The sequence below is a fragment of the Rhodococcus sp. 27YEA6 genome, from assembly GCF_044908235.1.
GTDB lineage: Bacteria > Actinomycetota > Actinomycetes > Mycobacteriales > Mycobacteriaceae > Rhodococcus_F > Rhodococcus_F qingshengii.
The window spans coordinates 705,489-731,950 of the sequence record NZ_JBIYCY010000002.1 but is presented as its reverse complement, the minus strand read 5'-3'; the positions used below and the strand labels follow the sequence as shown (position 1 = coordinate 731,950).

26 protein-coding genes are annotated in these 26,462 nt (G+C 61.9%); 17 read left to right on the top strand and 9 right to left on the bottom strand.

Features of this window, described 5'->3' with window-relative positions; all coding sequences use genetic code 11:
* Positions 1-78 precede the first annotated feature (78 nt).
* The 7 genes from ABH939_RS09860 to ABH939_RS09830 all read left to right on the top strand — a co-directional run bounded on the left by ABH939_RS09860 (position 79) and on the right by ABH939_RS09830 (position 7,408).
* A complete protein-coding gene (locus ABH939_RS09860; RefSeq protein ID WP_003940694.1) occupies positions 79-969 on the top strand; it encodes a hypothetical protein in 891 nt (296 codons plus the stop codon).
* Entirely contained in the window at positions 966-2,519 is a 1,554-nt protein-coding gene (locus ABH939_RS09855; protein WP_003940966.1) for a DNA polymerase Y family protein, read from the top strand. Before ABH939_RS09860 ends, ABH939_RS09855 begins: the two co-directional genes overlap by 4 nt.
* Before the next feature lie 165 nt (positions 2,520-2,684).
* Positions 2,685-3,530, top strand: coding sequence for an alpha/beta hydrolase (locus tag ABH939_RS09850; protein ID WP_404649586.1), 846 nt, complete (start codon positions 2,685-2,687; stop codon positions 3,528-3,530).
* A complete protein-coding gene (locus ABH939_RS09845; protein ID WP_030535116.1) occupies positions 3,517-4,272 on the top strand; it encodes an alpha/beta fold hydrolase in 756 nt (251 codons plus the stop codon). The genes ABH939_RS09850 and ABH939_RS09845 overlap by 14 nt, the downstream gene beginning before the upstream one ends.
* 67 nt (positions 4,273-4,339) lie before the next feature.
* Positions 4,340-4,681, top strand: a complete 342-nt coding sequence (locus ABH939_RS09840; protein ID WP_003940902.1) for a DUF6292 family protein — start codon at positions 4,340-4,342, stop codon at positions 4,679-4,681.
* Positions 4,682-4,726: 45 nt separating this feature from the next.
* Positions 4,727-6,364, top strand: a complete 1,638-nt coding sequence (locus ABH939_RS09835) for a sulfatase-like hydrolase/transferase (RefSeq protein WP_338927810.1) — start codon at positions 4,727-4,729, stop codon at positions 6,362-6,364.
* An 87-nt stretch (positions 6,365-6,451) separates the two neighbouring features.
* Positions 6,452-7,408 carry a R2-like ligand-binding oxidase gene (locus ABH939_RS09830; protein WP_217018641.1) on the top strand — a complete coding sequence of 319 codons (957 nt, stop codon included), beginning with the start codon at positions 6,452-6,454 and terminating at the stop codon, positions 7,406-7,408.
* Between the two features lie 9 nt (positions 7,409-7,417).
* Here the strand turns inward: ABH939_RS09830 and ABH939_RS09825 are convergent, their stop codons facing one another.
* Positions 7,418-8,056 (bottom strand): HD domain-containing protein, encoded by a 639-nt coding sequence (locus ABH939_RS09825; RefSeq protein ID WP_030535114.1) that lies wholly within the window; start codon positions 8,054-8,056, stop codon positions 7,418-7,420.
* Between the two features lie 125 nt (positions 8,057-8,181).
* On the opposite strand from ABH939_RS09825, the gene ABH939_RS09820 reads away from it, so the two are divergent.
* Positions 8,182-9,138 carry a GlxA family transcriptional regulator gene (locus tag ABH939_RS09820; protein WP_030535113.1) on the top strand — a complete coding sequence of 319 codons (957 nt, stop codon included), beginning with the start codon at positions 8,182-8,184 and terminating at the stop codon, positions 9,136-9,138.
* Here the strand turns inward: ABH939_RS09820 and ABH939_RS09815 are convergent.
* On the bottom strand, positions 9,123-9,968 hold the full coding sequence (locus ABH939_RS09815; RefSeq protein ID WP_003940761.1) for an alpha/beta hydrolase: 846 nt from the start codon (positions 9,966-9,968) through the stop codon (positions 9,123-9,125). The genes ABH939_RS09820 and ABH939_RS09815 overlap by 16 nt on opposite strands.
* Positions 9,969-10,096: 128 nt before the next feature.
* Between ABH939_RS09815 and ABH939_RS09810 the strand changes: the two genes are divergently transcribed.
* The 3 genes from ABH939_RS09810 to ABH939_RS09800 are packed head-to-tail and all read left to right on the top strand — an operon-like array spanning position 10,097 to position 12,131.
* Entirely contained in the window at positions 10,097-10,600 is a 504-nt protein-coding gene (locus tag ABH939_RS09810) for a hypothetical protein (protein WP_037129197.1), read from the top strand.
* A 9-nt stretch (positions 10,601-10,609) separates the two neighbouring features.
* Complete coding sequence (locus ABH939_RS09805; RefSeq protein WP_003940957.1) at positions 10,610-11,182, top strand: YdeI family protein; 573 nt, start codon at positions 10,610-10,612, stop codon at positions 11,180-11,182.
* A gap of 58 nt (positions 11,183-11,240) precedes the next feature.
* Positions 11,241-12,131, top strand: a complete 891-nt coding sequence (locus tag ABH939_RS09800; protein WP_058039035.1) for a sucrase ferredoxin — start codon at positions 11,241-11,243, stop codon at positions 12,129-12,131.
* A 51-nt stretch (positions 12,132-12,182) separates the two neighbouring features.
* Here ABH939_RS09800 and ABH939_RS09795 read toward each other — a convergent pair whose 3' ends face one another.
* A complete protein-coding gene (locus ABH939_RS09795; RefSeq protein WP_285181802.1) occupies positions 12,183-13,166 on the bottom strand; it encodes a hypothetical protein in 984 nt (327 codons plus the stop codon).
* A 76-nt stretch (positions 13,167-13,242) separates the two neighbouring features.
* Between ABH939_RS09795 and ABH939_RS09790 the strand changes: the two genes are divergently transcribed.
* The gene (locus ABH939_RS09790; protein ID WP_042449701.1) at positions 13,243-13,824 is read left to right on the top strand and encodes a GNAT family N-acetyltransferase; all 582 of its coding nucleotides are present in this window, start codon (positions 13,243-13,245) and stop codon (positions 13,822-13,824) included.
* Positions 13,825-13,837: 13 nt separating this feature from the next.
* Here ABH939_RS09790 and ABH939_RS09785 read toward each other — a convergent pair whose 3' ends face one another.
* Entirely contained in the window at positions 13,838-14,452 is a 615-nt protein-coding gene (locus ABH939_RS09785) for an NAD(P)H-dependent oxidoreductase (RefSeq protein ID WP_042923456.1), read from the bottom strand.
* A gap of 76 nt (positions 14,453-14,528) precedes the next feature.
* On the opposite strand from ABH939_RS09785, the gene ABH939_RS09780 reads away from it, so the two are divergent.
* Positions 14,529-15,104, top strand: a complete 576-nt coding sequence (locus tag ABH939_RS09780; protein ID WP_042449699.1) for a TetR/AcrR family transcriptional regulator — start codon at positions 14,529-14,531, stop codon at positions 15,102-15,104.
* A 2-nt stretch (positions 15,105-15,106) separates the two neighbouring features.
* On the opposite strand, the gene ABH939_RS09775 is transcribed toward ABH939_RS09780, so the two are convergent.
* Entirely contained in the window at positions 15,107-16,030 is a 924-nt protein-coding gene (locus tag ABH939_RS09775) for a LysR family transcriptional regulator (protein ID WP_058039038.1), read from the bottom strand.
* Between the two features lie 81 nt (positions 16,031-16,111).
* On the opposite strand from ABH939_RS09775, the gene ABH939_RS09770 reads away from it, so the two are divergent.
* A complete protein-coding gene (locus tag ABH939_RS09770) occupies positions 16,112-17,101 on the top strand; it encodes a threonine/serine dehydratase (protein ID WP_404649585.1) in 990 nt (329 codons plus the stop codon).
* Between the two features lie 153 nt (positions 17,102-17,254).
* Positions 17,255-18,880, top strand: a complete 1,626-nt coding sequence (locus ABH939_RS09765; RefSeq protein ID WP_404649600.1) for an amidohydrolase family protein — start codon at positions 17,255-17,257, stop codon at positions 18,878-18,880.
* Between the two features lie 93 nt (positions 18,881-18,973).
* Here ABH939_RS09765 and ABH939_RS09760 read toward each other — a convergent pair whose 3' ends face one another.
* The 4 genes from ABH939_RS09760 to ABH939_RS09745 all read right to left on the bottom strand — a co-directional run bounded on the left by ABH939_RS09760 (position 18,974) and on the right by ABH939_RS09745 (position 24,206).
* Entirely contained in the window at positions 18,974-20,116 is a 1,143-nt protein-coding gene (locus ABH939_RS09760) for an MFS transporter (RefSeq protein WP_230691667.1), read from the bottom strand.
* Positions 20,117-20,411: 295 nt separating this feature from the next.
* Positions 20,412-21,608: a serine hydrolase domain-containing protein gene (locus ABH939_RS09755; RefSeq protein ID WP_404649584.1), complete on the bottom strand. Its 1,197-nt coding sequence runs from the start codon at positions 21,606-21,608 to the stop codon at positions 20,412-20,414.
* Positions 21,609-21,707: 99 nt separating this feature from the next.
* Entirely contained in the window at positions 21,708-22,892 is a 1,185-nt protein-coding gene (locus ABH939_RS09750; RefSeq protein WP_404649583.1) for a serine hydrolase domain-containing protein, read from the bottom strand.
* Between the two features lie 228 nt (positions 22,893-23,120).
* Positions 23,121-24,206 (bottom strand): serine hydrolase, encoded by a 1,086-nt coding sequence (locus ABH939_RS09745; protein ID WP_230359678.1) that lies wholly within the window; start codon positions 24,204-24,206, stop codon positions 23,121-23,123.
* Between the two features lie 229 nt (positions 24,207-24,435).
* On the opposite strand from ABH939_RS09745, the gene ABH939_RS09740 reads away from it, so the two are divergent.
* Both ABH939_RS09740 and ABH939_RS09735 read left to right on the top strand, forming a co-directional pair.
* Positions 24,436-25,677 carry a sensor histidine kinase gene (locus ABH939_RS09740; protein WP_064112345.1) on the top strand — a complete coding sequence of 414 codons (1,242 nt, stop codon included), beginning with the start codon at positions 24,436-24,438 and terminating at the stop codon, positions 25,675-25,677.
* Positions 25,674-26,402, top strand: a complete 729-nt coding sequence (locus ABH939_RS09735; RefSeq protein WP_054826543.1) for a response regulator transcription factor — start codon at positions 25,674-25,676, stop codon at positions 26,400-26,402. Before ABH939_RS09740 ends, ABH939_RS09735 begins: the two co-directional genes overlap by 4 nt.
* The last annotated feature ends 60 nt before the right edge of the window (positions 26,403-26,462 follow it).

Here is a 26,462-nt window from a genome sequence, read left to right as displayed (position 1 = left end):
GACCCGACTTCCCCGCGGTTTGCCGGCTGGTTATGGATTGCTGCCGAGTGAGTTTTTCCGGTGTTCCGGAGGATGGGGATGACCGAGGTGACCGAGTTGGTGGAGCTGTCGGCAGATGCGGCGGGGTTGTCCCGTCAGGATCGGCTGGCACAGCTCCGCCGACAGATCGCGTCCATTCCCTCTCGCGGCGATACGTCGTTTTCGGGACCGAGTGTTTCCGTGGCTGGTGTTTCCGGGACAAGTGCAGCAGCCTTCGAGAGTGTTGCCGACCGGGAAATGCCGGTCGTAGACCGCGCGCACAAGGCTGGTGTTCTCCCAGTGCCGGAAGGTATCGGGGCATTGCTACCGCAGGGCGGTTTGGTGCGCGGAACCGTGGTGTCCGTCGAGGGCGCTGCTTCCTTGCTCTTGGGATTGGTCGCGTCGGTGACGGCGTCCGGGGGGCATGTGGCAGTCATCGGGCAACCTCGACTGGGATTGCTGGCGGCGTACGAGATGGGTGCGCAACTGGAACGTCTGGCGCTCATTCCGGCGCCTGGGCCGGATCCGGTCGAGATCGCTGCTGTGCTGCTCGACGGTATGGATCTGGTGATTCTGGGATTGGCGGGTGCGTCGGTATCCCCGTCGCGTGCGCGAGCGGTGGTGGCGCGCGCCCGGAGCAAGGGCTCGACTCTTGTTGTCACCGAAGGTCACTGGGACGGGGCCGAAGTTCGGTTGGACGCTCGGGTTCATGGTTACGGTGGGTTCGGTCAGGGCCGTGAGTTGGGGCGTGGTCGGCTCAGTTCCCTGAGCCTCGCGGTTCGTGCTCGGGGGCGCTCGTTCCAGCCCCGGACCACGCGTCTGGACATCTGTAGTGCAGCCGGGCGGGTCGAGTGGGTACCTTCCCGGCCGGTCGAGGCCGTGTCGGAGCAGGTGGTGTCGGAGCAGGTGGTGTCGTCGCGGGTGGTGTCGTCGCGGGTGGTGTCACTGTGAGCAGAGTTCTGGCGTTGTGGTGCCCGGACTGGCCGGCGGTGGCAGCGGCAGCGCTTGCCGATCTTCCTGCCACGCATCCTGTCGCGGTCACCTCGGGTAATCGGGTGATCGCATGTTCGGCGACGGCCCGCGCGGAGGGAGTGCGACGAGGCCTGCGCCGACGCGAGTCGCAGGCCCGCTGCCCGGAACTGTATGTGGCGATGGCAGATCCGGAACGCGACGCCAGATTGTTCGAGCCGGTCGCCGCGGCCATCGATGCGGTGGCACCGGGCGTCGAGGTACTTCGTCCTGGTTTGTTGGTGCTCAGTGCGCGAGGTGTCAGTCGGTACTTCGGTTCGGAGGAAGCCGCGGCGGAACGATTGGTGGATCAGGCATCTGCTGCGGGCGTCGAGAGTCAGGTGGGTGTGGCGGATCAACTGTCCACAGCGGTCATTGCCGCGCGCCGGGCAGCGCTGGTGCCGCCGGGGGAGGGGGCACGGTTTCTGGCGCCGCTACCCATGCCGGAGTTGGCGGCCGAGCCCAGTCTGTCTGCGCCGCATCGCGGGGAGTTGGTGGATCTGCTGCGCAGGCTCGGGATCAGAACCATCGGTGCTTTCGCGGATTTACCGGCAGTGGACGTCGCTTCGCGTTTCGGGGCCGATGCGGTGCTCGCGCATCGTGCGGCGCGCGGTGAACCCGAGCGGCCACCGTCGGCGCGGACGCTTCCGCCGGATCTGGAAGTGGAGCAGCATTACGATCCGTCGATCGAGCGGGTGGATGCCGCAGCGTTTGCCGGGCGCGCCTTGGCGAGTCTCCTGCACGACAAATTGTCGGCTGCCGCAGTGGCGTGCACCCGCCTGTCGATTTCGGCCAGCACGGGCAACGGTGAAAATCTTTCTCGGACTTGGCGTTGCGCCGAACCTCTGACACCGGAGGGAACGGCCGATCGAGTGCGATGGCAACTGGACGGCTGGCTCACCGGGCGCAGTGAGACCCGGCCGACCGCAGGCATAGCGGTGTTGCGTCTGGAACCGGTGGAGGTGGTCAGTGCCGGCGCTTTGCAGTTGGGGCTGTGGGGCGGTGTCGGCGACGAGGAGGAGCGGGCCAGGCGAGCATTGGTGCGCGTGCAAGGTCTTCTGGGCGGCGAATCTGTTCAGGTCGGTGTCCTGAGCGGTGGTCGAGGGCCCTCGGAGCGAATTACCCTGTTGCCCTTGGGTGACGAGCGGGTAGCTGCTCATGATCCGACAGCCCCGTGGCCTGGTCGTCTGCCGCAGCCGTCTCCGGGGTCGATCTTTGTCGACAATCCCAAGGTATGGCTGGAGGATGTGGCCGGCAACGCCGTGTACGTCACTGAGCGCGGTGTCTTCAGCTCGCAGCCGGGAAGGCTGAAGTGGGGGAGCAAGGAATGGGCAGTGCAGGGATGGGCCGGGCCCTGGCCGGTGGACGAGCGATGGTGGGACGCAGCCTCGGCGCGCACGGCCGCGCGGGCTCAGGTGCTGTTGGAGGAATCGCGGGCGTTGCTGATGATCTGTGAAGGCGGTGGATGGTCGGTGGAGGGCGTGTACGAATGAGCTCGTAGGTACAGCCAGCTGTACCGGACATGGTCGAGTCGACTGTACGAACAGTAGGGGCGCTGGCGCCATCGCACCGACGCCATCGGGCGCCTAGCGTTGATGACATTCAAAAACTCACTGTTGCAATGATTCTCGTCGTTGCAACTCTTCGCGAGGAGTGTCATGAAAACGGCGGGTCGAGCTGACGTTTCCGGAACCGATCGACTTCACTACGAGCCGATGGAGCTACGCGACGCACAACTTCTGGCGTACGACGAGACCGGCGAAGGCCGGATCGTGGAGGTGTTCGGCGATGTCGCCACAGTCGAGCACATCATGATCTTCGTGCCGGGCAACGACAACGGACTGGGAAACTACTTCGACGAGAACCGTCCGACAGGACCACGCGCGAGCGGATGGACACTGGGAAGGATGCTCCGAACGCTCGGGCCGAACGACCGCGTCGCGGTGATCGTGTGGGTCGGTTATCGGACGCCGTGGGGATTTCTCGAGTCGTTCTCCCGGACACTTGCAGAACTTGGTGCGATAGATCTGGCGCGGTTGACTCGTATCCTGCCGCGATCGGCGCATGTGACGCTCGTCGGACACAGCTACGGGGCCGTGGTGTGCGGACTCGCTCTCCCGTCGGCGCGAGTGGACGATTGCGTGGTGCTGGGTAGCCCGGGGATGGGGACCAGTTCGCGCGAAGACCTGTGCTTTGCCGGAAATCTCTGGGCTGCGCTTGGTCCGTCGGACTGGATCCGCTATTTCCCACGCGTCAAGATCGGCCGCATCGGCCACGGCCCGTCTCCAGTTCGGGCGCAGCACGGAGCCATTGTTTTCGGTACCGGAGCCGTTCGAGGGCATTGCGGCTACTTCGCCGATGCAAGCGAGTCGCTGCGAAACATCGCGAGGATCGGACTCGGTCGCTACGACGAGGTCACGCGACCAGGGGAGTTGCAGCCTCGGCTGACCGCGTCAGCAATCCGCGAGGACGGGTCTATCCTGGGAACTCGTGAGTGTCGCTAACGTACGAAGTGCCGGCGGGGTCCAGATCAGCTACCGCGATTCCGGCTCGCATCCCAGTGTGGCCGATCTGCCTCCGGTAGTCCTCGTGCACGGGATGGGCGGCGACAGCGGTACCTGGGACAAGTTCGCGCGGACCTTGCGATCACGCAACCGGCGAGTTGTCTCGGTCGACCTTCGCGGCCACGGCCGGAGCGCTCGTGCGTCGTCGTATCTGTTCGAGGAGTTCGCGGACGACGTCATGGACGTGTGTGATCATCTCGAACTCGAGCAGGTGGATCTGGTCGGCCACTCGCTCGGCGGGCACGCGGCGTCGTTGATCGCGCAGAAACGTCCCACTGCGGTGCGGAAGTTGGTCATCGAGGAAGCGCCGTTACCATTACGCGCGGGTGACCCGGAACAGGTGTTCGCGAGGAAATTGCCGAGTGTCCCAGAACTGTGGCACGCCACAACAAGTTTGGTGCGGCATCCGCGAGCCGCGTTGACGTTCGATCGCTCGATGACGCGGTCCGCGCTCGAGCAGTTCCGCCGACCGGATCCGCAGTGGTGGGATCGGTTGCCGCTCATCGAGGCTGACATGTTGTTCCTGCGTGGAGGTCTGGGCGGGATGGTGGATCCTGTTCGCCTCGACGCTGTTGCAGCCACCGTCGCACGCTGCGAATTGGTCTCTTTCCGTACCGGCCACAGTGTCCACCGCGACGGTCATCGCCAATTCGAATCCGTTGTGTTGCCGTTCATTTCCTGAAAGCGCAATACTCGATCGGTGATGCCACGAACCCATCCGAAACGTGTGTGGCACCGAATGTACTTCCATGCATACCAACGGCAACGACTGGTCCGCACACGAATACATCGACGCGGTAGCACGGTCCGTTCACGGTGAGACCGTCCGATGGCCGCAGGGGCCGAGCATGGATGCGGTGATCGTCCTTCCCGTTCATGCCAGGCACCATCCGGGGAAGAACGCAGTTCTGCTCTGGAATCACGACTTCGGTTGGTCGTGGGGTGTCGAGGAGGCTGATGTGCGAAGGACGATTTCGATAGTCGACACCCTCGGTATCGGCCGGACACCGGATCCGCTGCGCTGTGCGGATCGGGTTATCGAACTGATCAGCGCACGGGCAGTTTGCTCGCGCATGTGTAGCGAAGAGTGATTCGGTCAACTCTGGGGCGACAACGCCTCCGAGAGGACGACGCCCGTGAACCCAGAGAACGTTCCAGCCCCGCATTGTCATTCATTGCCGCGCCGGACGTTCCTCGGTGGCGTCGGTGCCCTTGTCCTCGCGGGAGTGGCAGACGTCGCGGCCGGCGCGGTGAGCGCGGCGCCGGTACAAGCAGCACCCGCCGATCGGTTTCCGCAGAAACCCAACATCGTTGTCATCGTCACCGATCAGGAACGCCGGCCGATGTACTGGCCCCAAGGCTGGGCTGAACAGAATCTGCCCAACCGCAAGAGGATTGCCGATCACGGGCTGAGTTTCGACCAGGCAGTGTGCAACACCGCGATGTGCTCGCCCAGTCGCAGTACGTTCTTCACCGGCCTCTACCCCGCGCAGCACGGGGTCACCAGAACGCTCACCGAAGGTGGCACTGTCTCACCCACCGAGCCACAGTTGCAGGTCTCCGAACAGAACATGGCAAAGCTGCTGGCGTCGGCCGGCTACAACGTCCAGTACCGGGGGAAATGGCATCTGAGCAAAGGCGTCGAGGGTGGTGATCCGACAAGCGAGGACGTGGCAGGATTCGGCTTCGAGGGGTGGATTCCGCCGGACGCGGGCCAGGACACCAATCCGGATCATTTCGGTGGCGGGTGCGCAGACCATGATCGCCGTGTCGCCGAGGAAGCTGTCGAGTTTCTCTCCGGACCCGCAGTCGCATCCGGACAGCCTTGGGCGCTGATCGTCTCGTTCGTGAACCCGCACGATGTCCTCGCGTACCCCCAGACGTGGAACGCGATGAACGGCACGTGCGACAACTACGGATCGGACGCGCCGGGCGCCTTCGAGCAGGGTATCGACTTGCCGCCCACCTTCGACGAGATCCTGGCGCTCAATCACAAACCGACAGCCCAGGTTCAGTCGGAACTGCTGTTGGCAGCCGGGCTCGGGCCGCTGCTCGGACCCGATCAGGCGCGTAACTACATCAACTTCTACGCCTATATGCACAAGGTGGTCGACGAACACATCGGCAGCGTGCTCGACGCGATCGAAGCCACTCCACAGATGCTCGACGACACGGTGATCGTTCGGATGTCCGATCACGGGGAGATGGGGATGAGCCACGGAGGTTTGCGGCAGAAAGTGTTCAACGCCTACGAGGAAACACTGCGCGTTCCACTGGTCATCAGCAACCCCTTGCTGTTTCCCGAACCCGTTCGCACCGACGCCCTGGCGTCGTTGATCGACGTGATGCCCACTCTCGCCACACTCGCCCAAGTGCCTGCGCGTCAATCGTGGAACTTCCTGGGTACCGATCTGACACCGGTCATCGTCGACGCTGCGGCGTATCCGAAAAGTCCCAGCGCGCAGGTTCAGGACACGATTCTGTTCACCTACGACGATCAGAACTGTGCGACGCCCGACGGTCAGAACATCGTCACGCAGCCCAACCACATTCGGTGCATACGCGAGAGCCGCTGGAAGTACACGATGTACTTCGATCCTGCGGGAGTTGCTGCGCCGCAATACGAACTGTACGACTTACAAGCCGACCCCTTGGAACTGAACAATCTCGCCAATCCGCTCAACATCGGTTCGTATCGGCCGGATCTGGCAGCTCAGATGAACGCCAAGCTCTTCGCAGTGATGGAGACCAAGGGTGTTTCCCTGAAGGAATAGATCGAATTTCGTCAAAACTGATTCACGTTTCAGTTCTGCGGGCATGCTGGTGGGGCATCTGTCTTCGGTTCGGGAAGAAGGAATGTCATGACTGTCACCTCGCCGGGGCGAGAAGGTTTCAGTTCTCTTCGGTCGGGAGGGTTGAACTGGGATTCGTTCCCACTCCGATTGTTCACCAAGGGAAACGCCAAATTCTGGAACCCAACCGACCTCGATTTTTCGCAGGATGCCCGTGACTGGCAGGAGCTGACCAGCGAACAACAGCGCAGCGCCACCTTCCTGTGTGCGCAGTTCATCGCCGGTGAAGAAGCCGTCACCGAAGACATTCAACCGTTCATGAAAGCAATGTCGACCGAGGGACGATTCGGCGACGAGATGTACTTGACGCAGTTCTGTTTCGAGGAAGCCAAGCACACCCAGGTGTTTCGGCTGTGGATGGACGAAGTGGGATTGACCAGTGACCTGCATTCCTACGTCGCTGACAATCCGTACTACCGGCAACTGTTCTACGAGGAGCTGCCGTCGTCGCTACGCATTCTCGAGACGGACCCCAGCCCGGTCAACCAGGTGCGTGCCAGCGTCACGTACAACCACGTCATCGAGGGCAGTCTGGCGCTGACGGGTTACTACGCCTGGCAGAAAGTTTGTGCGACGCGCGGAATCCTCCCTGGCATGCAGCAATTGGTGCGAAAGATCGGTGACGACGAACGACGGCACATGGCTTGGGGGACGTTCACCTGCCGAAGGCACGTCGCCGCCGACGATCACAACTGGGACGTCGTCCAGCAGCGGATGGGTGAACTCATGCCCACGGCCCTCGGAATGATCAACTGGGTCAACGATCAATTCGAGGTGCAGCCGTTCGGTTTGGACAATCAGGAGTTCCTCGAGTATGCCGCAGACCGTGCACAGCGCCGACTTTCGGCGATCGAGTCTGCACGCGGGCGCGACGTCGCCGAGATCGACCTCGACTATTCGCCGGAGACCCTCGAGGAAAAGTTCGGGGCAGAAGATGCCGCTGCGATGAGTGAGGCGGCCAAATGACTGCGAATTCTATTGGGGCCAAGCCGAGTTCTGGATGACCTCGACAAAATCGATGTGCCGAAATCCCGGCACAAAATGTTCGAGTACGTCAGCGTTCACCGTCCCGAACGTACTTTCGGGACGGTGCTTGAAGCCGTCGGTGAAGGCCTTCAAGATCTGATTCTTGAAATCCGGACGGGGGTGGGCCGCGGTGACGGCGTCGATGTCGGCCCGGTCGAGTTCGCTGTATCCGATTCCCAGTACATCGGTCTCCACACCCGCTGTCACCAAGGCGATTTCGGGCTCCAGCCGCGAGGGGACCTCGGGCGTCGTATGTAGAGCGATGCCTTCCCACACTTTGCGGATGTCGGTTTCGTCGACTTCGTAGCCGGTGAGGAATCGCCGCGCTTCGTCCGCGCTGTCCAATTCGAATCGCGCCGTACTGTCCCGGAATTTCTCGGTGAGCCCCAGGTCGTGAAACATGGCGCCGACGTATAGCAATTCAGGGTCGGCGTGCAGTCCCAAACGCGCGCCTTGCAGCGATCCGAAGAGGAAGACGCGTCGCGAGTGGTGAAACAGTAACTCGGACGCCGTATCTCGGACGAGTTCGGTGGCGTCGGCAGCCATCTTCGAATCGGGGATTTTCACACCGGCAATGATCGTGTTCATCGGTACCTGCTCTGCTCGTCGCTGCTGCGAATTTCTCGGTCTGTCCCAGTGTCGGTCGAGCACGCACGCGGGCGCACCCTGATCTCGGCCATACTGTCCACAGATCAGGACGAAGGGGAGCGATCGTGACCGCAGTGCATCGAGTTGCCGTCCTGGTGTTCGACGGCGTCAAACTGCTCGACGTCGCAGGTCCGAGCGAGGTGTTCGCAGAGGCCAATCGCGGCGGAGCGAACTACGAGTTGGTGATCTGCTCGGTGGGTGGACACGATGTCGACTCGTCGACCGGCATGCGCATTCCGGTCGACTGTGACGTCGCAGATTCCGGTTCCTTCGACACGTTGCTGGTCATGGGTGGCGACGTGTTCCCGTCGATGCCGGTGAGTCCGGAACTGCGTGAGGCAGCGAGCGATCTTGCGGGACGTTCGGGTCGGGTTGCCTCGATCTGTACCGGGACATTCATCCTGGCGGCGAGTGGACTGCTCGATGGACGCCGCGCAACGACGCATTGGCAACACACGGCAACGCTGGCGCGCGCCTATCCGCAGATCACGGTAGTTCCCGACGCCATTTTCATCCAGGACGGCACGGTGTTCTCGTCTGCGGGTGTGACCGCCGGGATCGACCTCGCGCTCGCATTGCTCGAGCGAGATCATGGTGCAGAAATGGCCCGACGTGTCGCACAGCTTCTGGTGGTATTTCTCCAACGTCCAGGTGGGCAGTCACAGTTCTCGCCGTCGTTGAGCGGGCCGCGGCCCCGGGTGCCCGCGCTTCGCGCAGTGGTCGAGGCGGTGGCCGCCGATCCGGCGGGGGAGTACTCGGTCGACGAACTGGCTGCCCTGGCGCACCTGAGCCCACGGCATCTGACGAGGCTCTTTCGGGAAGAACTCGGTACGACGCCGGCCAAATACGTCGAGTTGATCCGTTTCGACTCCGCGAAAGCGCTCCTCGATGCCGGCCACTCGGTGACCGAAGCCGCGCAATTGGCGGGATTCGGCAGTTCGGAATCCCTACGACGAGCATTTTCGACGCATCTCGGAATCTCGCCGCAGGTGTACCGCCGTCGTTTTCAAGCTTTCGGCTGAGACTGACTTTCGTGCTTGCCTTGCGGCGGGCTCATGCCCTGCTTGTCGAGCCAGGCAAGGCTGTAGTCCGCGATCTCACGCCAGCCGTGGTCGATGGTCAGCGAGTGACCTCGATCGCCGAAGACCTTGTATTCGTTGATCGTCGGGGCCTTGGCGTACTTCTTGAACGAGCTGTCCGAACTGGCTTTCGGGACTGTGCGATCCTTGCCGCCGCCGATCATCAGGAGTGGCCCGCGGCGAGCGTTGAAATCTACCGCAGCGGGGCTGTGGGGCGCGAAGTTGGCGAGTGCTGCCTCGAACAACGGCCGACCAGGGGCGGGAATCGCATACTGCTCGAACAAGGCGTCGGACTCGTCCTTGGACACGGCGCTGGCAAAGGATTTGTGGAACGACTCTCTGTTGTGTGAGTACGCCTTCCGGTAGTTCCCGGGGTTGGACAGGACCGGGAAAACACTGCCCAGTTGAACGAGGGGAAGTTTCAACACCCCTTTGGGCTGAGCCGGGTCGATGGCAATTGCCGCGGTCGCCAGCTTCTGGCCCAGAAGTTTCTGCGCGATCAAACCTCCGAACGAATGCCCCACCACGATCGGTGGTTCGTCGAGATCGGCTATCACCTTGGCGTAGTGATCCGTCACGTCCTCGATGCCGTGTCCCGCGATGTCTTCCGGGTGTTCACGCGTCTCACCCACGGTCGACGCGTCCCCTGGCCATCCCGGCGCCATTGTGGAGTACCCCTGCGCGCTGAAAACCTGCGCCCAGGGGTCCCAGGTGGTCGGGTGCATCCAAAGTCCGTGGATGAACAGAACAGTCGGGTTGGACTTGGGCGACATGCGCGCTCCCCGCTATCGGACCGATGATCGATACGGGATGCCCGCTTTTTACAACCTCATTCACATTTTCGGCGAGCTCTTCCGTCGGGCCGTTCCGTTCTGTTGTGCGAAGATGGCACGATCGTGGAATGGCACCAACTGGATCTGCGAAGGCGATGGCACTGTGGACCACCGCTTTTGTTGTCTCACAAGCGAATATTGCTCGCCTACTCGGGCCGGTGGCTCCCAAAGTATTGGAAGTGCAGACGGCGTTCTCCGCTCGCCGGTACGTCGAGATCTTGGACTCCATGGACGAAGAGGCCACGGCACGATTTCGTAGTCACTACTACCCCGACTTCGTACATCCCGCGATCTACGCGATGGCTTTGCGGTCAGCGGGCACGAGGCTCGGGGAGCGGGTTCCCCTTTCCCCGGCAACTCGGCGCGCCCTTGCCGTAGTGCCGGTACTGTCGGCGGCCGGCGACTACGTCGAGAACGTGGTCGGACTCCATTTCCTCGATCATCGCGACAGGATCACCGACTCGAGGGTTCGCGCCGCTTCGACCGTCAGTATTGCCAAATGGGTGCTCGCACTCGGAACTCTCGGATATTTGTCGCAGGGTTTTGTCAGAGTATGGGTATCGCGAAAATGAGGAGCACTGATGGCAGTCGAACTCGATACCGAATACTTCGCTGACGGAGCAGAGTTCCGTCGATGGCTGTCCGAGAACCACGAGGTGGTCCCCGGCCTTTGGCTGAAAATGGCCAAGAAGACCTCGTCGCACAGTTCGATCGACTACGACCAAGCGTTGGACGTTGCCCTGTGCTTCGGCTGGATCGACAGCCTCGCACGGCGAATCGACGACGATTTCTTCGTACAGAAGTTTTCGCGACGCACCGCGCGGAGTCCGTGGTCCAAACGCAACGTCGAGATAGTCGCCCGCCTCGACGCTGCGGGACTTCTCGAGCCTTCCGGCATCGCCGAGATCGAGAAGGCCAAGGCCGACGGTCGATGGGATCGCGCGTACGAGGGATCAGCCAAGGCCGAGGTCCCCAAAGACTTTCTCGATGCGCTCGCGGAAAACCCGAAGGCTCGTGAGTTCTACGCGACGCTCAATTCCACCAACCGATTCACCATCGCGTACCGACTGCAGGAGGCAAAGCGTCCGGAGACGCGAGCCAGGCGGATCGAGAAGTTCGTGAACCAGCTTGCGGAGGGCAAGAAGTTCTATTGAGTTGCCGCGTCACTGGGCCACAGGGACTTGCGAATCGACACCCAGCGAGGCTGACACAATGGGCCTCGTGATCGAAGCCGAAACCTGTTCCGCACTGTCTGCTGTCGATGAGCCGCTGGCAGGCAGCGCTGCCGTCGTGCAGGGCTGGGTATGCCTCGAATTCAATGCCGCGTGGGGTCGTGACGTGTTGGACGGTACGGCCTTGGGAGAGGAGCTTGCCGCCGAGCTGAGCCGCCGAGCCGATGCAGCGAACGTACGAATCATGTTCGTTCGGCGACCCGGGCGTACCGATCCGATGACTGATGGACACACCGTCCTGCTTGCGCGCTCCGATCCGAGCGACTCATGGTGTGAAAGGTTGCACATCGATTCGCCGATGGACTTACTCGACGTCGATTTCTCCCTGTTGGATGGGCCGCCACCAGGACTGGGCGAGCAAGTGACCGAGCCAGTCGTATTGGTCTGCGCGCACGGCAAGCGCGACCAGTGCTGCGCTGTATTCGGCAGGCCGATCGCCGCAGCGCTGATGTCGTCCTTCGGACCCCAGGTGTGGGAGTGTTCGCATACCGGCGGGCACCGATTCGCGCCGTCGATGATCCTGTTGCCGAGCGGCAATACGTACGGCCGTCTGTCGGCAAGTGAGAGTGTCACGGCCGTGGAGGTGGCTTCCCGAGATCAGGTCCATTTGCCAGGCCTGCGTGGACGGAGTTGTTGGTCTCCTGCGGGGCAGGCTTCGGAAATTGCTGTGCGACAGCAAATAACCTGCGGAATCGACGACTTGGCTGTCATCGAGCAGGCGAGTGACGGGACATGCGTCGTCACACATGTGGACGGCCGGCTATGGGCGGTGGAGACGGCACTCTCCGAACTCGCGCCGCGTCCACCGAGTTGCGGCGCGGCGCCCAAGCCGGTCAGGCCAGTTGTGGTCACGTCGATTCGAGACCTGTGATTTCATCGTCGGTTTTCTACGATCAGTCTCGATGAACTCGGGTGTGGGTCGCTACTGCAACAGGAGCGCAATGACTGCGGGCGGTAATTGACGTTGTCCGAGGAGGTTTACGCGTTGGCATCCGTCGAGTTCGACTGCCATCCGCGTGCCGCCCGATCCGTCGGGACGAAGTACGTCGATCGAAGCGATGTGATGGGCGACGAGATCGCATGGGCCTGCAGGTGGCGCGGTGGATGCAACCTCCATCAGATCAGTACTCTGCTGGCGTGACAAGCGGATTCGGGACTCGGGCAGCGGCGGTTCGGTGGAATAGCGGCACACCAGTAGTCTGCCGACGTCGGAAATCGGTGTAGCCAAAGCTGTTTCCGTCAGTGGGCGCGCGTGAGTGTCTTCGTGTTCTGCCATGCGACTCATGTCAGCTTCAGTGGTCGTCGGGAACGGTTGTCCGATCGACTCCGCGCAGGTTCCGGCGTCATCGGAGGAGATGCCGTCGACCGGATGCTGCGCGCGGCTGATCTCATGTAGTTGGCTCAGGGCTGCGTGTGGTTTCTCTTGCAGTCCGCAGGGCGCGGTCGGCCAGGTAGGGCGTATGGCTGCTCCTGCTTCGTCTACCAGCCACAAACCGGCTGGCGGGACGAGACGGTACGCGCAGTCGGCCCGGACGTTGGCAGGAAATCGACGAGACTGCTCGCGGAATGCATCGTCCACCGCGTGGATGTCCCCCTCGAGGCGTATGGAGTCGATGGTCAACCCACCGTCGGACGTTTCTCCGCGTTCGCATCGAACAACGGCAACGGGGCTGAAATCAGGAGGCGGGTAACCACTTCCCTCGGGGCGAAGTGCGATGCTGCTGTCGCGTGCCTCGGGGGCTACGAGCGCGGCGGTGATATCAGGGGCGAGGCAGTCTGCCCGATCGACCGCCGTCGCGACCGGTGGAGTGAAAGATTCATAGTCTCGAACGCCGGTCCAAACCAACGCAACGGCGACGACACTGACGACGACGATAAAGACCCCAGCTGTGAATCGTCCACTCATACATCGACACTATGTGCTTTTGCGATGGATTGAGGCGAAGTCTCGACCATTGCGGGTGCGACGTAGCATCGCTGCTATGACAGTCGATTTGGTTGCGCCTGACGAGGCCTTGTGGGTGTCCTGGTTGGAGTCGCGTGACGAGTGGGGCGGACCGCAGGCGGATCAGCCCGGCTCGGCCTTGGGAGTTGCGCAACGTCTGGATCTCGACCTTGCCTCCCGCGATGGGTTCGGGCACTGGGTGCAGGAGTTGTTGGCGCAGCCCGAGGCGTTGCCGGGGCCCGACATTGTCCCGGCAACCAACTGGTGGATCGTTCGAGACGGCAGGTATCTCGGTGCTATCCAGTTGCGGCACAGCTTGAATGAGTTCTTGGCCGATGTCGGTGGTCATATCGGCTATGGGGTCAGGCCGTCGGAACGCCGGAAAGGGATAGCGTCGGCTGCTCTGCGGGAAGTGCTCACGTATGCCGGCGACCCGGTGGGGCTCAGTCGCGTCCTGATTACCTGCGACGAAACGAACGCGGGTTCGCGTAATGTTATCGAAGGGTGTGGGGGACTTCTCGATAGCGTGCGCCCGGCTGATCAGTTGTCGCGCAACCTCGGCCATGCGGGAGACACGCTTCGCTACTGGGCGGCCACGGGCCGGTCAAGCGTCAGTTGACCGTTTTTGACCGTCAACGGGAAGTCGCGGTCGCAGGGTAGGCGACACGGGACGCGATGCTTTCGCTGAGGTCGTGGATTTCTGCGGCGAGGACGTCTCGGCTCTTCGTGTCCGACTCGTGAACGAAGGTTGTCGATCCCAGTGTGGCACCGCAATATTCGATGATTCCGCGTTCGATCTGTGTCCGGAAGGCCTCGTACACGCCGTGTCGGTCGAAACTCTCGGCGTCGTCACCTGCGACTGGAATCAGGTGGACGGTGAGTCGGTCCAGTTTCTTCACGAATTCGCTTCCCGGGGTGAATTCGTACGCCCATCCGCTGACGAAGACTCGATCGATCCAACCTTTGAGTAGTGCGGGCATCGACCACCAGTACATCGGAAACACGAGAATCAGATCGTCTGCACGATCGATTCGGTCCTGCTCGGCTACAACGTCGGCCGGGGGAGTCCCTTTGCCGCGGAACAGGTTCACATCGGCTTCGGCGAATCGGGGATCGAAACTCTCGGCATGTAGGTCCGCGAAGTCGACGTCGCCGCCCAGGTCGCGGATCGCGTCGGCGGTAGAACGGGCGACATGCTGGGTAAGTGACTGGGGATCGGGGTGGGAGACTACGACGAGTGTGGTCATGAGCGTCCTTCGGTAGATGGTGCGCTTATGTACTAAGAGTAGGTTACTATTGGTATATAGCGCAAGGAGGTGTCCGATGGCACGTACGAGACTGTCGCGAGCCGGCAGGTACGAACAACTCGTGGAGGTGTCGTGGGCATTGGTGCGAGAGGAGGGTGCGGACGCGCTGACCCTTGGCCGGTTGGCTGAACGTGCCGGCGTTGCAAAGCCAGTTGTATACAGCCATTTCGCCTCTCGCGCCGCGTTGTTGGCAGCGCTCTTCAAGGAATTCGACGATCGTCAGACGGTGATGCTCGAGGAGTATCTCGATGCCGCGGATGAGTCTCTGAACGGACGCGCGAATGCCATCGCCGACTCCTACGTCGGATGTTCGCTGGCGCAGGGGCGTGAACTGACGGGTGTGCTTGCAGCGCTGGAGGGTTCGCCCGAGCTGGAGCGGGTCAAGCGTGAATCGGAACACGCCTATTCCGAACGATGTCGGGAGGTGCTGACTCCCTTTGGTGCGGGCGGAGGACTTGCGCAACCTTCGATGACCGCAATATTCGGTGCTGCAGAGGCACTCTCGCATGCGGCGGTAGCGGGAGCGCTCTCGCCCGACGATGCTCGAAGCGAACTTGCCGCACTGATAGTCGCGGTGGTCGGCCGGACCTGAGGTCACCGGTTATCTTGGTGCCCATCCAATTCGACGCGCTCACGCATGGATTCGGATATCGCTGTCAGAGTTCTGACGAACGCGTCGATCGCGGGAGCAAGTGGAGGTTTGCCGTAGGTTGCGACGGAGACAGTGCGTCGCTCGCCGGGAATGCGGTGTGCGCGGATACTCGGGTTCTGATGTGCCTGGAGGGCGAGGGCCGGAAGGGTGCTTACCCCGCTTCCGGAGGCGACCAGGGCTTGGACGGCGACGTAGTCGTCGGTCTCGAACTCGATCCGCGGAATGAATCCAGCTCGATTGCAAGCGGTGAGGAGGTGGGCTCGGCAGCTCGGGCAACCGGCAATCCAGGTCTCACCGGCGTAGTCCGTGATCTCGTTGGCGGCATCTGCATTCCGCGCAGAGGTGATCAGGTACAACGGATCTTCCAGTAAAGCCGTCTGCGCGACATGCTTGAGCCCGACTTCAGGGGTGTCCTCGTGCGCGAAGACAACAGCTACGTCGACATCGTTGTTACGAAGCAGTGCAAGTGCTTTGGGTGGTTCTGCATCAACGAGGCTGATGGACACATCGGGGTACTGGGACGTGAACGCTGCCATCGCCTGCGGAATCAAACTCGCCAGGGCTGACGGGAATGCGGCCAGTCGTACCCGCCCGGCCCTCAGTCCTGCGTACGTCTGGACTTCGGCTACCGCTGCGTCGACGTGGCCGAGGATCTCGGTGGCTCGCCGAACCAGCACTGCGCCGGCGTCCGTCAGGCGCAGTCCACGACCCGCTCTCTGGAACAGTGGAACCCCGACTTCCGATTCGAGCTGTCGAAGGTGGTGACTGATGGAGGGCTGCGCGTAACCGAGAGAATCGGCGGCGGCTGTCACCGACCCTTCCTGTGCAACAGCGACCAGGACCCTCAGCCGAATTAGATCGAGCATGCCAAAATCATAGAAGATTTCGATGCTTTGGACGAAAACACGTATTGGATCTATGAATCGGTGTTTGGCAGGGTGAATCACATGGCACCGGCATCTGATCTCACGGCATCAAACCAGCTACATCCACCCGTATGGGCAGACATCGAGCGTGCCAGTCAGGTCGTCCGTCGGCATCTACCGGTCACGCCCCTGATATCGCACCCGACCTTGGGTGCGGGCTCGTGCAGCCAATTGTTCGTCAAACACGAGAACGTGCACCCCACGGGTGCGTTCAAGGTTCGCGGCGGACTGAACCTGGTGGCAGGACTGGATGAGGCGACGCGGGCGCGGGGGATTGTCGGCTACTCGACCGGAAACCATGCTCAATCCTTGGCGTATGCCGCGGCGGGTGCGGGCGTGCGGTGTGTGATCGTCATGCCGGTTGGGGCGAATCCAGTCAAGGCTCACGCTGTCCGCATGCTCGGAGCCGAGCTCATCGAGCACGGTGTGAACTTCGACGAGGCACGTGCTCATGCCGATTTCATCAGCGAACGTGACGGCCTGCGTCTCGTGAGCGCCGCCAATGAGCCGGCAATCCTCGCCGGTGTTGCAACGGCCTACGTCGAACTCCTCGAACAACAACCTGATCTGGACGCGGTGGTGGTCCCAGTCGGTGGCGGCAGCGGTGCGGCGGCGGCGTGTCTCGTCGCCAGTGCGCTTGCACCGCACCTCGAGGTGTTCGCAGTGCAGTCTGAGGCCGCACGAGCCGCACATGACTCGTGGAGTTCCGGCACGTGCGTCGAGCGCCCGAACACCACCCGTGTCGAAGGGCTTGCGACCGGTGCCGGGTTCGCACTGACTCAACGTGTCTTGCGTGAACGCCTCGGGGGATTCCTGCTCGTCACGGACGACGACATCACCCTCGCACAGCGGGCGTTGCTCTACGACGCTCACACTTTGAGCGAAGGTGCTGGTGCGGCCGCACTTGCTGCGGTCTATTCGCATCCGAACACCTTCGCTGGCAAGCGCGTTGCTGTTGTCTGCACGGGCGCCAATGCCTCCGAGAATGAGATCCGCAGGGTCGTCGGCTGACCGATGGCATGATCGGAACCATGGGCCAGTTTGGTAGGGCGGCACCAATTTTGCATCGCGTATGTGTGTCTGGAACAAGATTTCGCTTCCACGATTCAGCAAAGTGAACAGGGTCGCATCTCGCGACAGCAAGGCCACCGTGGAGGAGACGTGATGCTGCCGACAATCGTCGTTCGGGACGGGACTGTGCTCGATGGTAGAGGGAGCCCGCCCAGGAAAGCGGATGTTGCGATCTCCGGTGACACGATCGTGGAAGTCGGAACGATCGGTGCTGTGCCGGGGGCGATCGACATCGATGCTCGCGGTTGCATGGTGGCTCCCGGTTTTGTGAATGTGCTCAGCCATAGTTACCTCACGCTGCAGCAAGACCCACGAGGATTGTCGGACTTGTATCAGGGGGTCACAACCCAGGTCTTCGGTGAAGGCGTGTCTCTCGGACCGGTCACGGGTTCGATGACTCCGGCGATGCTCGGATTGGGCGCGATTCCAACTGGGGTGCAATCACATTGGCCGAGGTTGCATGATTTTCTCGAATCCTTGGAGACGAACGGCGTCGGTTTCAACGTGGCGAGCTTCGTCGGCGCGGCGAATCTGCGCATGGTGGTTGCGGGAGTGGACAATCGCCTGTTGAGTGAACAAGAGCTGACCGAAGCGTGTGCCCTGCTCGACGAGGAGCTTGAAAATGGAGCTCTCGGAGTGGGTTCGGCTCTGATCTATCCACCCGGAAGCTATGCGGATTCCGGCGAGTTGCGAGCATTTTCGCAGGTGCTCGCCAGACACGATGCCGTCCATATCTGCCATCTCCGAAGCGAAGGGCAGAGGTTTCTCGAAAGCATCGAGGAACTGGTCGATATCGCTCGAACGACAGGAGCGCGCGGGGAGATCTACCACCTCAAGGTTGCTGGTAAGTCGCACTGGCACAAAATGTCCGAGGCCTTGCAATTGGTTGAGTCGGCTCGCGAGGACGGTGTGCGAATCACCGCGGACGTATATCCGTACGAGGCGGGGAACACGCTGCTCAGTGCCGCGTTGCCACCGGAGTTTCGGTGTCGTGACACGACGGCCGGGCGCACGCACCTGAACTCGACCGGTGTCCGAGAGCAGATCCGCGAGAGGATCCATCGTGAGGACGAGGACTGGGAGAATCTCTACGCTGCGTCCGGAGGCGCCGATGGGGTGACGATCTTGTCCGAGGTACCGGCACTCGGGATCCGAGCGGGGGAAGCTCTGGGATCTATTGCTCGGAGGATGGGGCATCACGACCCGGTAGACACCGTACTGGCTGTTCTCGACGCTCTCCCCACAGCCGAGGCTGCCTATTTCATTGCGTCGGAGGACAACACGCGAATTGCCTTCGAGCGTCCCTGGGTTTCGGTTGGTTCCGATGCCGATGCTCAAAGCACGGAGACCCTTTTCGCGGGGCAACCCGTCCACCCCCGTTCATTCGGAACTTTCGCCCGTATTCTGAGCCGCTACACCCGCGGCATTGGCGGGCAACCAGTCGAGGAATGCGTTCGCCGAATGACCAGCCTTCCTGCTGAAAACTTCGGTTTGGCGAAGCGGGGCTACATTGCGCCAGGGGGATACGCCGATCTGGCGATCTTCGACCCCTCGCAGGTAGAGGATCTCGCGACATACGACAACCCAAGAGTGTATGCGACCGGAATGCGGCACGTTGTGGTCAATGGGCAACCGGCACTGTCGGACGGGGTGCCGACGGGGAAGCTTGCAGGGCGCGCACTTCGGCGCTCGCGCAACGGGTTCGACGCAGTGAGGTGACGAGCTGGCACCGGGGTCAGCTCCGGATCGGCGAAGCGGCCACTGCCGGGAACGACCCTTCAGCGGCCACTTCGCCGGACCACGTGAGAGCCCTCAGAATTTCGCCGGGGTTTGCGGAACGATCATGGCCACCAAAGCCGCCGCAGCCGTCGCGCCGACCAGGACTCCGAACGCGGCCATGTACGAGAACTGGTCCACCATCCATCCCATCACGAGGGGGGTGATGAAACCGGCGAGCTGTCCACAACCGTTGATCAAACCCATTCCGGAACCGAGGAATTCGGCAGGCAATGCCCGCAACGGGAGGGCGAAGATCGACATCGAGCACAGTCCGCTGACGCCCATCGCGAGGGTTTGATAGAACGTGAACATCGCGACGGTATCGGTGGTAGTCATCAAGAACAGCAGAATGGCGGAGGTGGCCATGCACGGAACGAGCAGAATGCGCGCGCTGTCGTGAAAGTACTTGTCCACCAGACGTCCACCGACGACGATGGCCAATGCCGTGACGATGAACGGGATCGCCGCGAAGATTCCCGTATCGATCAGCGAGAGCCCCTTTTCGTTGAGGAGGTAGCTCGGCACCCAGGTCAACAGCCCATATCCGGCCATGTTGGCCAGGCAGAACAGAAGTGCGAACTTCCAGACCGAAACGGACTTGAATACCGCGGCGCGTGAGTGTTCACTGGCGAGCGGTTGCAGTGCGGCCTCCGGATCTTCCGTGATCTCTGTGTCCAACGGCGCCGGGAGCACCAACCAGACGACTGTGCCGATCACGGCGCCGACTATGGCCACCAGCCAAAATGCGTCCCGCCAACCGACGGCCATGAGAACTGGGGCGATGATCAATGGTGCGATGCCGGGGCCCAGGTTGTTTGCACCGATCATGAAGCCCATGGCCGTGGCGCGAGTTTTCGGACGGGTTCGCTCAGCCAGAGCTTTGAACGACGCTGCTGGGAAGAGACCCTGGCTGAGACCGAACATCGCACGCATGACCATCAGCGAGACGAGTCCCCAGGCGAATCCTGTCAGTGCGGTGAACACCGACCACAGGATCAACGCAACGATCAACAGTGGCCGGGGTCCGAATCGGTCGGCCAGCATGCCGCCGGGGACCTGCCCGAGCATGTAAAAGATGGCGAAGATCGACACGACTCCGCCCAATTGCGTATTACTGAGGGAGAATTCGTCTCCGATCATCGGCAGTGCAAGCCCGATCATCACGCGATCTATCATGTCGATCATCCAGATCGTACTGAGCAGCCCAACAGTCATAGTCGTTGTTCGACGAATTGACTTGTTGTCCAATATGTTTTGTATCGACTTGCCGCCGCTATGCGAGGGTTCCTCAACTGTGGCGCGTTCCGACTTCATCATGCCTCCTGAATTGCGTTGTGCCGCATGGACTGATGAAGTGTGGCAGCGGACACGTAGGCCGCATTGGTCCGTTTGGCCAATAACCGACCGAATGTTTCGTCGGGCGGTACAGCGTCACTCGGGTGAGATTCCGGGTGACGCTGTCACCAGAGCTTTAACTGCACAAAGCTCTGTCCACGGTGTCTACGACGTGTTGCGTGGCGGACGCAGTCGTGGGAAGAGCAGTCACCGCAAGGTTTACGGCGCGCCCGTTGTCGGTGATGCCGCCGCGGGTCTCGTAACCGACTATGTCGCCGCCATGGCCCCAGTAGACCCCGCCGCACGAGAGAGTCCTGCTGGTGAGGCCGAGGCCGTACTCGAGTCCGGTGGGCCCGCCGACGTGGACGGTCGTACGCATCTGGTCGAGTTCGGCTGCGGGGAGCAGTCGTCCGTCGAGTAGCGCGTAGAGGAACTGGTTGAGGTCCGAGGTGGTGGAGATCAGCTGCCCTGCGGCCCATCCCCACGACGGGTCCATCTCTGTGACGTCACTCAGTGGGCTGTCTGGTGCGGTGCGGTGGTATCCCTTGGGATGGGGACCCCGGATGGTCATGTCTCCCGGGGATGGGAAGTAGGTGTCGCGCAGGCCGATCGGCACGAAGATACGTCGATTCATCTCCTCGGCGAGGGGGCGGCCGGTAACCTTCTGTACGAGTAGGCCGGCCAGAATGTAGTTGGTGTTGCTGTACCCCCAACTCGTTCCGGGCGGTGCGTCGGCGGGGTGTTGGAACGCGACGTCGAGCAAATCGTGGGGGTCGGCGTAGCGGTATCTGATCTCTTCGTCATTGACGTGTATTCCGTAATCGGGGAGTCCGCTGGTGTGTTGGAGGAGTTGGCGGATGGTGATGTTGTGGCCGTCGATCCCGTCTCCGCGGACGAGTCCGGGTAGGTAGGTCTCGATGGGGGTGTCGAGTTCGATCTTTCCTTCGGCGACCAGTTGCAGGACCACTACTGCGGTGAAGGTTTTGGTGTTGCTGCCGATTCGTATCTGGCCGTTGGGGGGTACCTCTGATCCGGTGGTCAGGTCACCCACTCCTGCGGTGTAGTTGTGGGAGTTGCCGTTTCGGTCTTGGATGCTTGCGAGGGCGGCGGGTAGTCCGTCCTCGCTCACCAGTGCGTCGAGGGAGCGTTGAACCGCGTCGGACTCGGTGGAGGAAGAACCGACGGTATCGGGACTGAGGGCGGATGACGGCGAGCAGGACGCCAGCGTCATGGCACCGAGGGCCGCCGCGGCAACGACCGAAAAGGTCCGGTGCCGTTTGCGGTCCTGCCGGCGATCTGAGGAAGGGAAGCCCTTTCGAATATTGTTACGCATCAGTAGAACTCCTGAGGATTGGTAGGTTCGGGACATCGTTCGCTCGGGAAGAATTGTTGTTCGATGTTGCGTGCGAAGTCGTGCACGAACATGTTTCCTTCACTTCTCGCACATCGCTGCGTCGACAACTCGCTGTGCTGCTACGAAGGCGTCCTCGCTCATCGGGATGTGATTGAGGGTGAGAGTCACAGCGCGTCCTGTGGTATCGACTCCGCCCGAGGTGCCGAAGCCGGGAATTCCGCCGCCGTGACCCCAGATCTCCTTCCCGCAGGAGCTGTTCACGCGGACTAGTCCGAGTCCGTAGCTGTCCTGCGGGCTCCTGTCGAACGGCACGGTGTGTTTCATCTCGGCGAGCCTGTCATTCGAGACGAGATCGCCGCGTAGCAAAGCCGTGAAGAAAGTGTTGAGGTCGGCGCCCGTTGCGACCATCGCACCTGCGGTGTCGGCCCACGACACGTCGCCATCGGTGACATCGACCTGAATGCCGTCAATCGGGTGATAGCCCTGTGCATGAGAACCGCGGATCTGTGTCTCGCGGGAGGCGGGAAAATAGGTGTCCATCAGTCCGAGCGGATCGATTATGCGGGTGGTGATCTCCTGCGCGGCAGGGCGTCCTGTGACCTTCTCGATGAGCATCCCGAGCAGAATGTAGTTCGTGTTCGAATAGACAGCCTTGTCTTTGGCTGCCGGGCCGGGTGGAAGAGACATCGCGATATCGACCAGTTCAGTGGGGGAGAAGTGCTCCGGTGGTTGTGCGCTTGTCCCCACCAGCAGCTGGCCGGGCTTGATGTCTTCCGGCCGTGCTCCGCCGGCGGCGAGGTAGTCCGTCAGGCCACTGGTGTGCTGCAAGAGATCTCGAATGGTGACTCGGTTGCCGTCGTTCCCGTTGCCTACGACCGTTCCGGGCAGGTAGTGCTCGATGCTCATATCGAGGTCGAGCAGTCCGTCGTCGACGAGTTGCATGACGACGGTCGAGACGAAGGCCTTTGTGTTGCTGCCGATTCGGACCCGCGCATCATCGGGGATAGGCTCGCCGGTGGCGGTGTTTCCCATTCCTGCACGAATGATGCGAGTGCCCCGCGACGGGTCGGAGATCACGAGTTGTGCGCCGGGGAGCCCCTGCTCGATGACGCCGTCGAGCGCCTGTTGCACGGCAGCGTCGCTTTGCCGAGTGGAATCAGTGGAGTCAGTGGTGTCACCACATCCGCTCACGCCCAATATGAGGGCTGCAGCGGTGACTGCCGGAAGCACGGTGAGCAGGGGGCGACGTCGAAGGGTGGTCATTGGTTGTGGTCTCCTGTTCGTCGAATCTCGTGGTGAGTTCCACATGCAGAGAACAGTATTGACGTGCGTACGCGTCCTCCATGGTGCGAAGTGCAGTCTCTCGGTGGTGCGTGCCGGAGCGTACGGGGTGTAGCTGGCTGCACCTCGGAGTCCGGCGTCTCGCGGCCGATACTGTCGGTTTGACGAGCTATTTCGGAGTAGGCGGCCTTTGGTGATTGACAGGAGGCCTCAGCGACAAAGGGCGATATCCACCGCGTGTTCGAGTTTTCTCCGGGTGGCGTCGTCGACTACTTGCATGCTGACCGCGATGTTCGCTTCGCGTCCGTCGTCGGTAGCGCCCCCGCGTGTCTCGTATCCAGGGAAACTGCCGCCGTGGCTCCAGGACAGGCCGCCACACGGTAGCGGGCGGCTGACCAATCCAAGTCCGTAGCGGGCATCGGGTCCGAAGGTTTCCTCCGCGGGGACGGTAGTGCGCATCTGGTCGAGTTGGGCTGCGGGGAGCAGTCGTCCGTCGAGGAGTGCGTGGAGAAACTGGTTGAGGTCCGAGGTGGTGGAGATCAATTGCCCTGCGGCCCATCCCCACGAGGGGTCTATCTCTGTGATGTCGACGGGAGGCGCGTCCGATGACTCCCGGTAGTAGCCGCGGGGGTGAAGTTCCGAGATCTTCTCGTCGTATGGTTCAGGAAAGTATGTGTGCTGCAGATCGATCGGCGCGAAGATTCGCCGGTTCATCTCCTCGGCGAGGGGTTTTTCAGTGATCTTCTGTACGAGTAGGCCAGCGAGGACGTAGTTGGTGTTGCTGTACTTCCAACTCGTTCCGGGGGCGAAGTCGGCAGGATGTTCGAGCGCGATGTCGAGAAGTTCCCGTGGGTCGTAGTATCGGACTTCGTCTTCCAGGTAGTTGCTGTAGTTGGGGAGTCCGCTGGTGTGTTGGAGGAGTTGGCGGATGGTGATGTTGTGGCCGTCGATCCCGTCTCCGCGGACGAGTCCGGGTAGGTAGGTCTCGATGGGGGTGTCGAGTTCGATCTTTCCTTCGGCGACCAGTTGCAGGACCACTACTGCGGTGAAGGTTTTGGTGTTGCTGCCGATTCGTATCTGGCCGTTGGGGGGTACCTCTGATCCGGTGGTCAGGTCACCGACTCCTGCGGTGTAGTTGTGGGAGTTGCCGTTTCGGTCTTGGATGCTTGCGAGGGCGGCGGGTAGTCCGTCCTCGCTCACCAGTGCGTCGAGTGAGTGTTGAACCGCATCGTGCCGCGCAGCGACGGTATCGGCGGACGACGAGCACGCACCGAGGGTGACCACGCTGAGAGTCATTGCGACGGAACAGAGGGCGCGGTGCCGTTTCCGGCTTTGTCTTTGGGGTGAGGGAGGTTGGCCCTGTCGACTGTGGCGGCGCATCAGTAGAACTCCTTGGAGAGATTGATCGGTCTGGACACGATCCTGTCTGCTGGAGGATTGGTCGCGCATCGCTCCGACGCGGGAAAACCATCTCCCTCGATCGGGGGAGGCCATCGCCGAGCGGCCCAGTCATACTTGTCGAATCATGATCACAGGACTACGACCGCTGATGCGGGGCTCTACATACTCAGCTGTACTTTTCGCCTTTTGTGGTGTGTTGGCAAGCCTGCCACTTCTGGTGGTTGCGATGTTGCCTGCTCTCGCGTGGCAATCCGCACCCGAGTTCGTCCGGGTGCTTTCGGTCCTGCTCATATGGGTGACTTTGGTAGGAGCACTCGGCCTGGTGCATCCTGTGCGACGCGCGCTCATCGTTACTGCCCGCCGACTGCTGCAGGTGTCGCTGCCGAGTCCAGCGCTCGGACACCGTACTCCTAACCTCTCGGAGATTGATCGCTGGCGGGCCCCGCTCTGGATTGTCCTGCATGTCATGGTGGGTTGGCTGGCGGCGCTCGCGACCAGCGTCCTTTTCATCATGGGGATTTCGCTCCCGGGGAACTGGCTCGGCGGCACGGCGCGAATCAGTCTGTTCGATACGTCGGTTGACGTGACGGGTGGATGGACCTGGATCGTGGCGGCCGGCTGCCTCCTGCTTGCGGTAGGAATTTGTGTCCTGGTGGCAACACTGCTGAGATGGCTGGCGCCACGACTGTTGGGGCCGTCCACGGCTGAACGGCTCGCGCTGGCGGAAGAACGCGAACTGCAACTGGCCGAACGTAATCGGGTCGCTCACGAGTTGCACGACTCGATCGGACACACGCTCACCGCCGCCACGATCCAGGCGGCGGTGGCCGGCGAGGTGCTTGCCTCCGATCCTGCCGCAGCGAGGGCCGCCATGCGTAGCATCGAGGAGTCGACACGGGCAGCGCTCGAGGACCTGGACTACGTACTGGGTGTACTTCGCGAGGAGAGGCCTGGGGCTGTACCTTCTCGGACGCTGTCGGACTTGCCTGCGTTAATTGATCGGTTGCGGCATGCGGGGGCGGTTGTGGAGGTGAACCTTTCGGGTGACCTTTCACAGATCCAGGGGACACTCTCTCGCGCGGCGTACCGGATCCTGCAAGAGGGGACGACCAATGCTCTGCGGCACGGGGACAGCGGGCCGATCGAAATCACGGTGGCAGTCGGCTCGGAGAGCGTCGAGCTCAGAGTGGTCAACAGCATCGGGGCAGTGACCGGGGGAAAGGCAGACGTAGTTCGAAGATCAGGGCGCGGCCTGGCAGGTTTGGCCGAGCGCGTGCGACTCTTGAACGGTGAGTTCAAGGCTGGACCGGACGGAGCCCAGGGCTGGCGATTGAGTGTTCAGTTGCCGGTACGGGTGGCACGATGACCGAAGCCAATTGGAGTGAGGACGCCGCCAACCCTGCAAGCATGCCAGTCACCCTGCTGATTGCGGATGACGACGACGTTACCCGCAGCGGCCTGCGTATGCTGCTCGCAGCTCAGCCCGGGATTGTGGTCGTCGGCGAGGCTTCCGACGGTATCGAAGCAGTGGAGCTTTCGCGGCAACTTCGTCCGGATGTGGTGCTGATGGACGTGCGGATGCCGCTGCGCAACGGAATAGAGGCAACTCGGCACCTCCAGGCCGAGTGCACCGAACCGCCGAAAGTCTTGGTAATCACCACTTTCGAAAACGATGGCTACGTCACGGCCGCACTCAGTGCGGGCGCGAGTGGCTTCGTGCTGAAGCGGCTCCCAGTCCCGCAGATCGCAGCGGCAGTACGTGTGGTGGCGGCGGGCGAAGTGATCCTGTTCCCTGCCGCGCTACGCCGGATGGTTACGCCCCGCCCGTTGGTCTCCGCTGAGGCGTTCCCGAATGCAGCGCTGACAGCAAAGGAGGAAGAGGTATTGCGGTTGATGGCCACCGGGCTGTCCAACTCGGATATTGCTCAGGTTCTGGTTGTGAGCCTGGAGACAGTGAAAACGCATGTCGGGAACGTGCTGGCAAAGCTCGGTGCTCAGAATCGGACGCACGCTGTCGTCATCGCCTACGAGTCTGGTCTGGTGGTCCCGGGGTCAGGCACCGATACGGAACCCTGTGCAACTGGCGGTTGATTGATTTTGTCAGCGTGACCCGGTGAGGATTCGCCGACTGAACCTACAGATCCGTTCCTC

Coding starts and splice junctions, on each gene's coding strand:
- ABH939_RS09765 (WP_404649600.1), top strand. CDS start 17,255: ATGCTGCCGACAATCGTCGTTCGGGACGGGACTGTGCTCGATGGTAGA.
- ABH939_RS09755 (WP_404649584.1), bottom strand. CDS start 21,608: ATGCGTAACAATATTCGAAAGGGCTTCCCTTCCTCAGATCGCCGGCAG.
- ABH939_RS09785 (WP_042923456.1), bottom strand. CDS start 14,452: ATGACCACACTCGTCGTAGTCTCCCACCCCGATCCCCAGTCACTTACC.
- ABH939_RS09780 (WP_042449699.1), top strand. CDS start 14,529: ATGGCACGTACGAGACTGTCGCGAGCCGGCAGGTACGAACAACTCGTG.
- ABH939_RS09735 (WP_054826543.1), top strand. CDS start 25,674: ATGACCGAAGCCAATTGGAGTGAGGACGCCGCCAACCCTGCAAGCATG.
- ABH939_RS09805 (WP_003940957.1), top strand. CDS start 10,610: ATGGCAGTCGAACTCGATACCGAATACTTCGCTGACGGAGCAGAGTTC.
- ABH939_RS09810 (WP_037129197.1), top strand. CDS start 10,097: ATGGCACCAACTGGATCTGCGAAGGCGATGGCACTGTGGACCACCGCT.
- ABH939_RS09770 (WP_404649585.1), top strand. CDS start 16,112: ATGGCACCGGCATCTGATCTCACGGCATCAAACCAGCTACATCCACCC.
- ABH939_RS09815 (WP_003940761.1), bottom strand. CDS start 9,968: ATGTCGCCCAAGTCCAACCCGACTGTTCTGTTCATCCACGGACTTTGG.
- ABH939_RS09790 (WP_042449701.1), top strand. CDS start 13,243: ATGACAGTCGATTTGGTTGCGCCTGACGAGGCCTTGTGGGTGTCCTGG.
- ABH939_RS09745 (WP_230359678.1), bottom strand. CDS start 24,206: ATGACTCTCAGCGTGGTCACCCTCGGTGCGTGCTCGTCGTCCGCCGAT.
- ABH939_RS09830 (WP_217018641.1), top strand. CDS start 6,452: ATGACTGTCACCTCGCCGGGGCGAGAAGGTTTCAGTTCTCTTCGGTCG.
- ABH939_RS09800 (WP_058039035.1), top strand. CDS start 11,241: ATGGGCCTCGTGATCGAAGCCGAAACCTGTTCCGCACTGTCTGCTGTC.
- ABH939_RS09750 (WP_404649583.1), bottom strand. CDS start 22,892: ATGACCACCCTTCGACGTCGCCCCCTGCTCACCGTGCTTCCGGCAGTC.
- ABH939_RS09825 (WP_030535114.1), bottom strand. CDS start 8,056: ATGAACACGATCATTGCCGGTGTGAAAATCCCCGATTCGAAGATGGCT.
- ABH939_RS09760 (WP_230691667.1), bottom strand. CDS start 20,116: ATGATAGATCGCGTGATGATCGGGCTTGCACTGCCGATGATCGGAGAC.
- ABH939_RS09860 (WP_003940694.1), top strand. CDS start 79: ATGACCGAGGTGACCGAGTTGGTGGAGCTGTCGGCAGATGCGGCGGGG.
- ABH939_RS09775 (WP_058039038.1), bottom strand. CDS start 16,030: ATGCTCGATCTAATTCGGCTGAGGGTCCTGGTCGCTGTTGCACAGGAA.
- ABH939_RS09840 (WP_003940902.1), top strand. CDS start 4,340: ATGCATACCAACGGCAACGACTGGTCCGCACACGAATACATCGACGCG.
- ABH939_RS09795 (WP_285181802.1), bottom strand. CDS start 13,166: ATGAGTGGACGATTCACAGCTGGGGTCTTTATCGTCGTCGTCAGTGTC.
- ABH939_RS09740 (WP_064112345.1), top strand. CDS start 24,436: ATGATCACAGGACTACGACCGCTGATGCGGGGCTCTACATACTCAGCT.
- ABH939_RS09850 (WP_404649586.1), top strand. CDS start 2,685: ATGAAAACGGCGGGTCGAGCTGACGTTTCCGGAACCGATCGACTTCAC.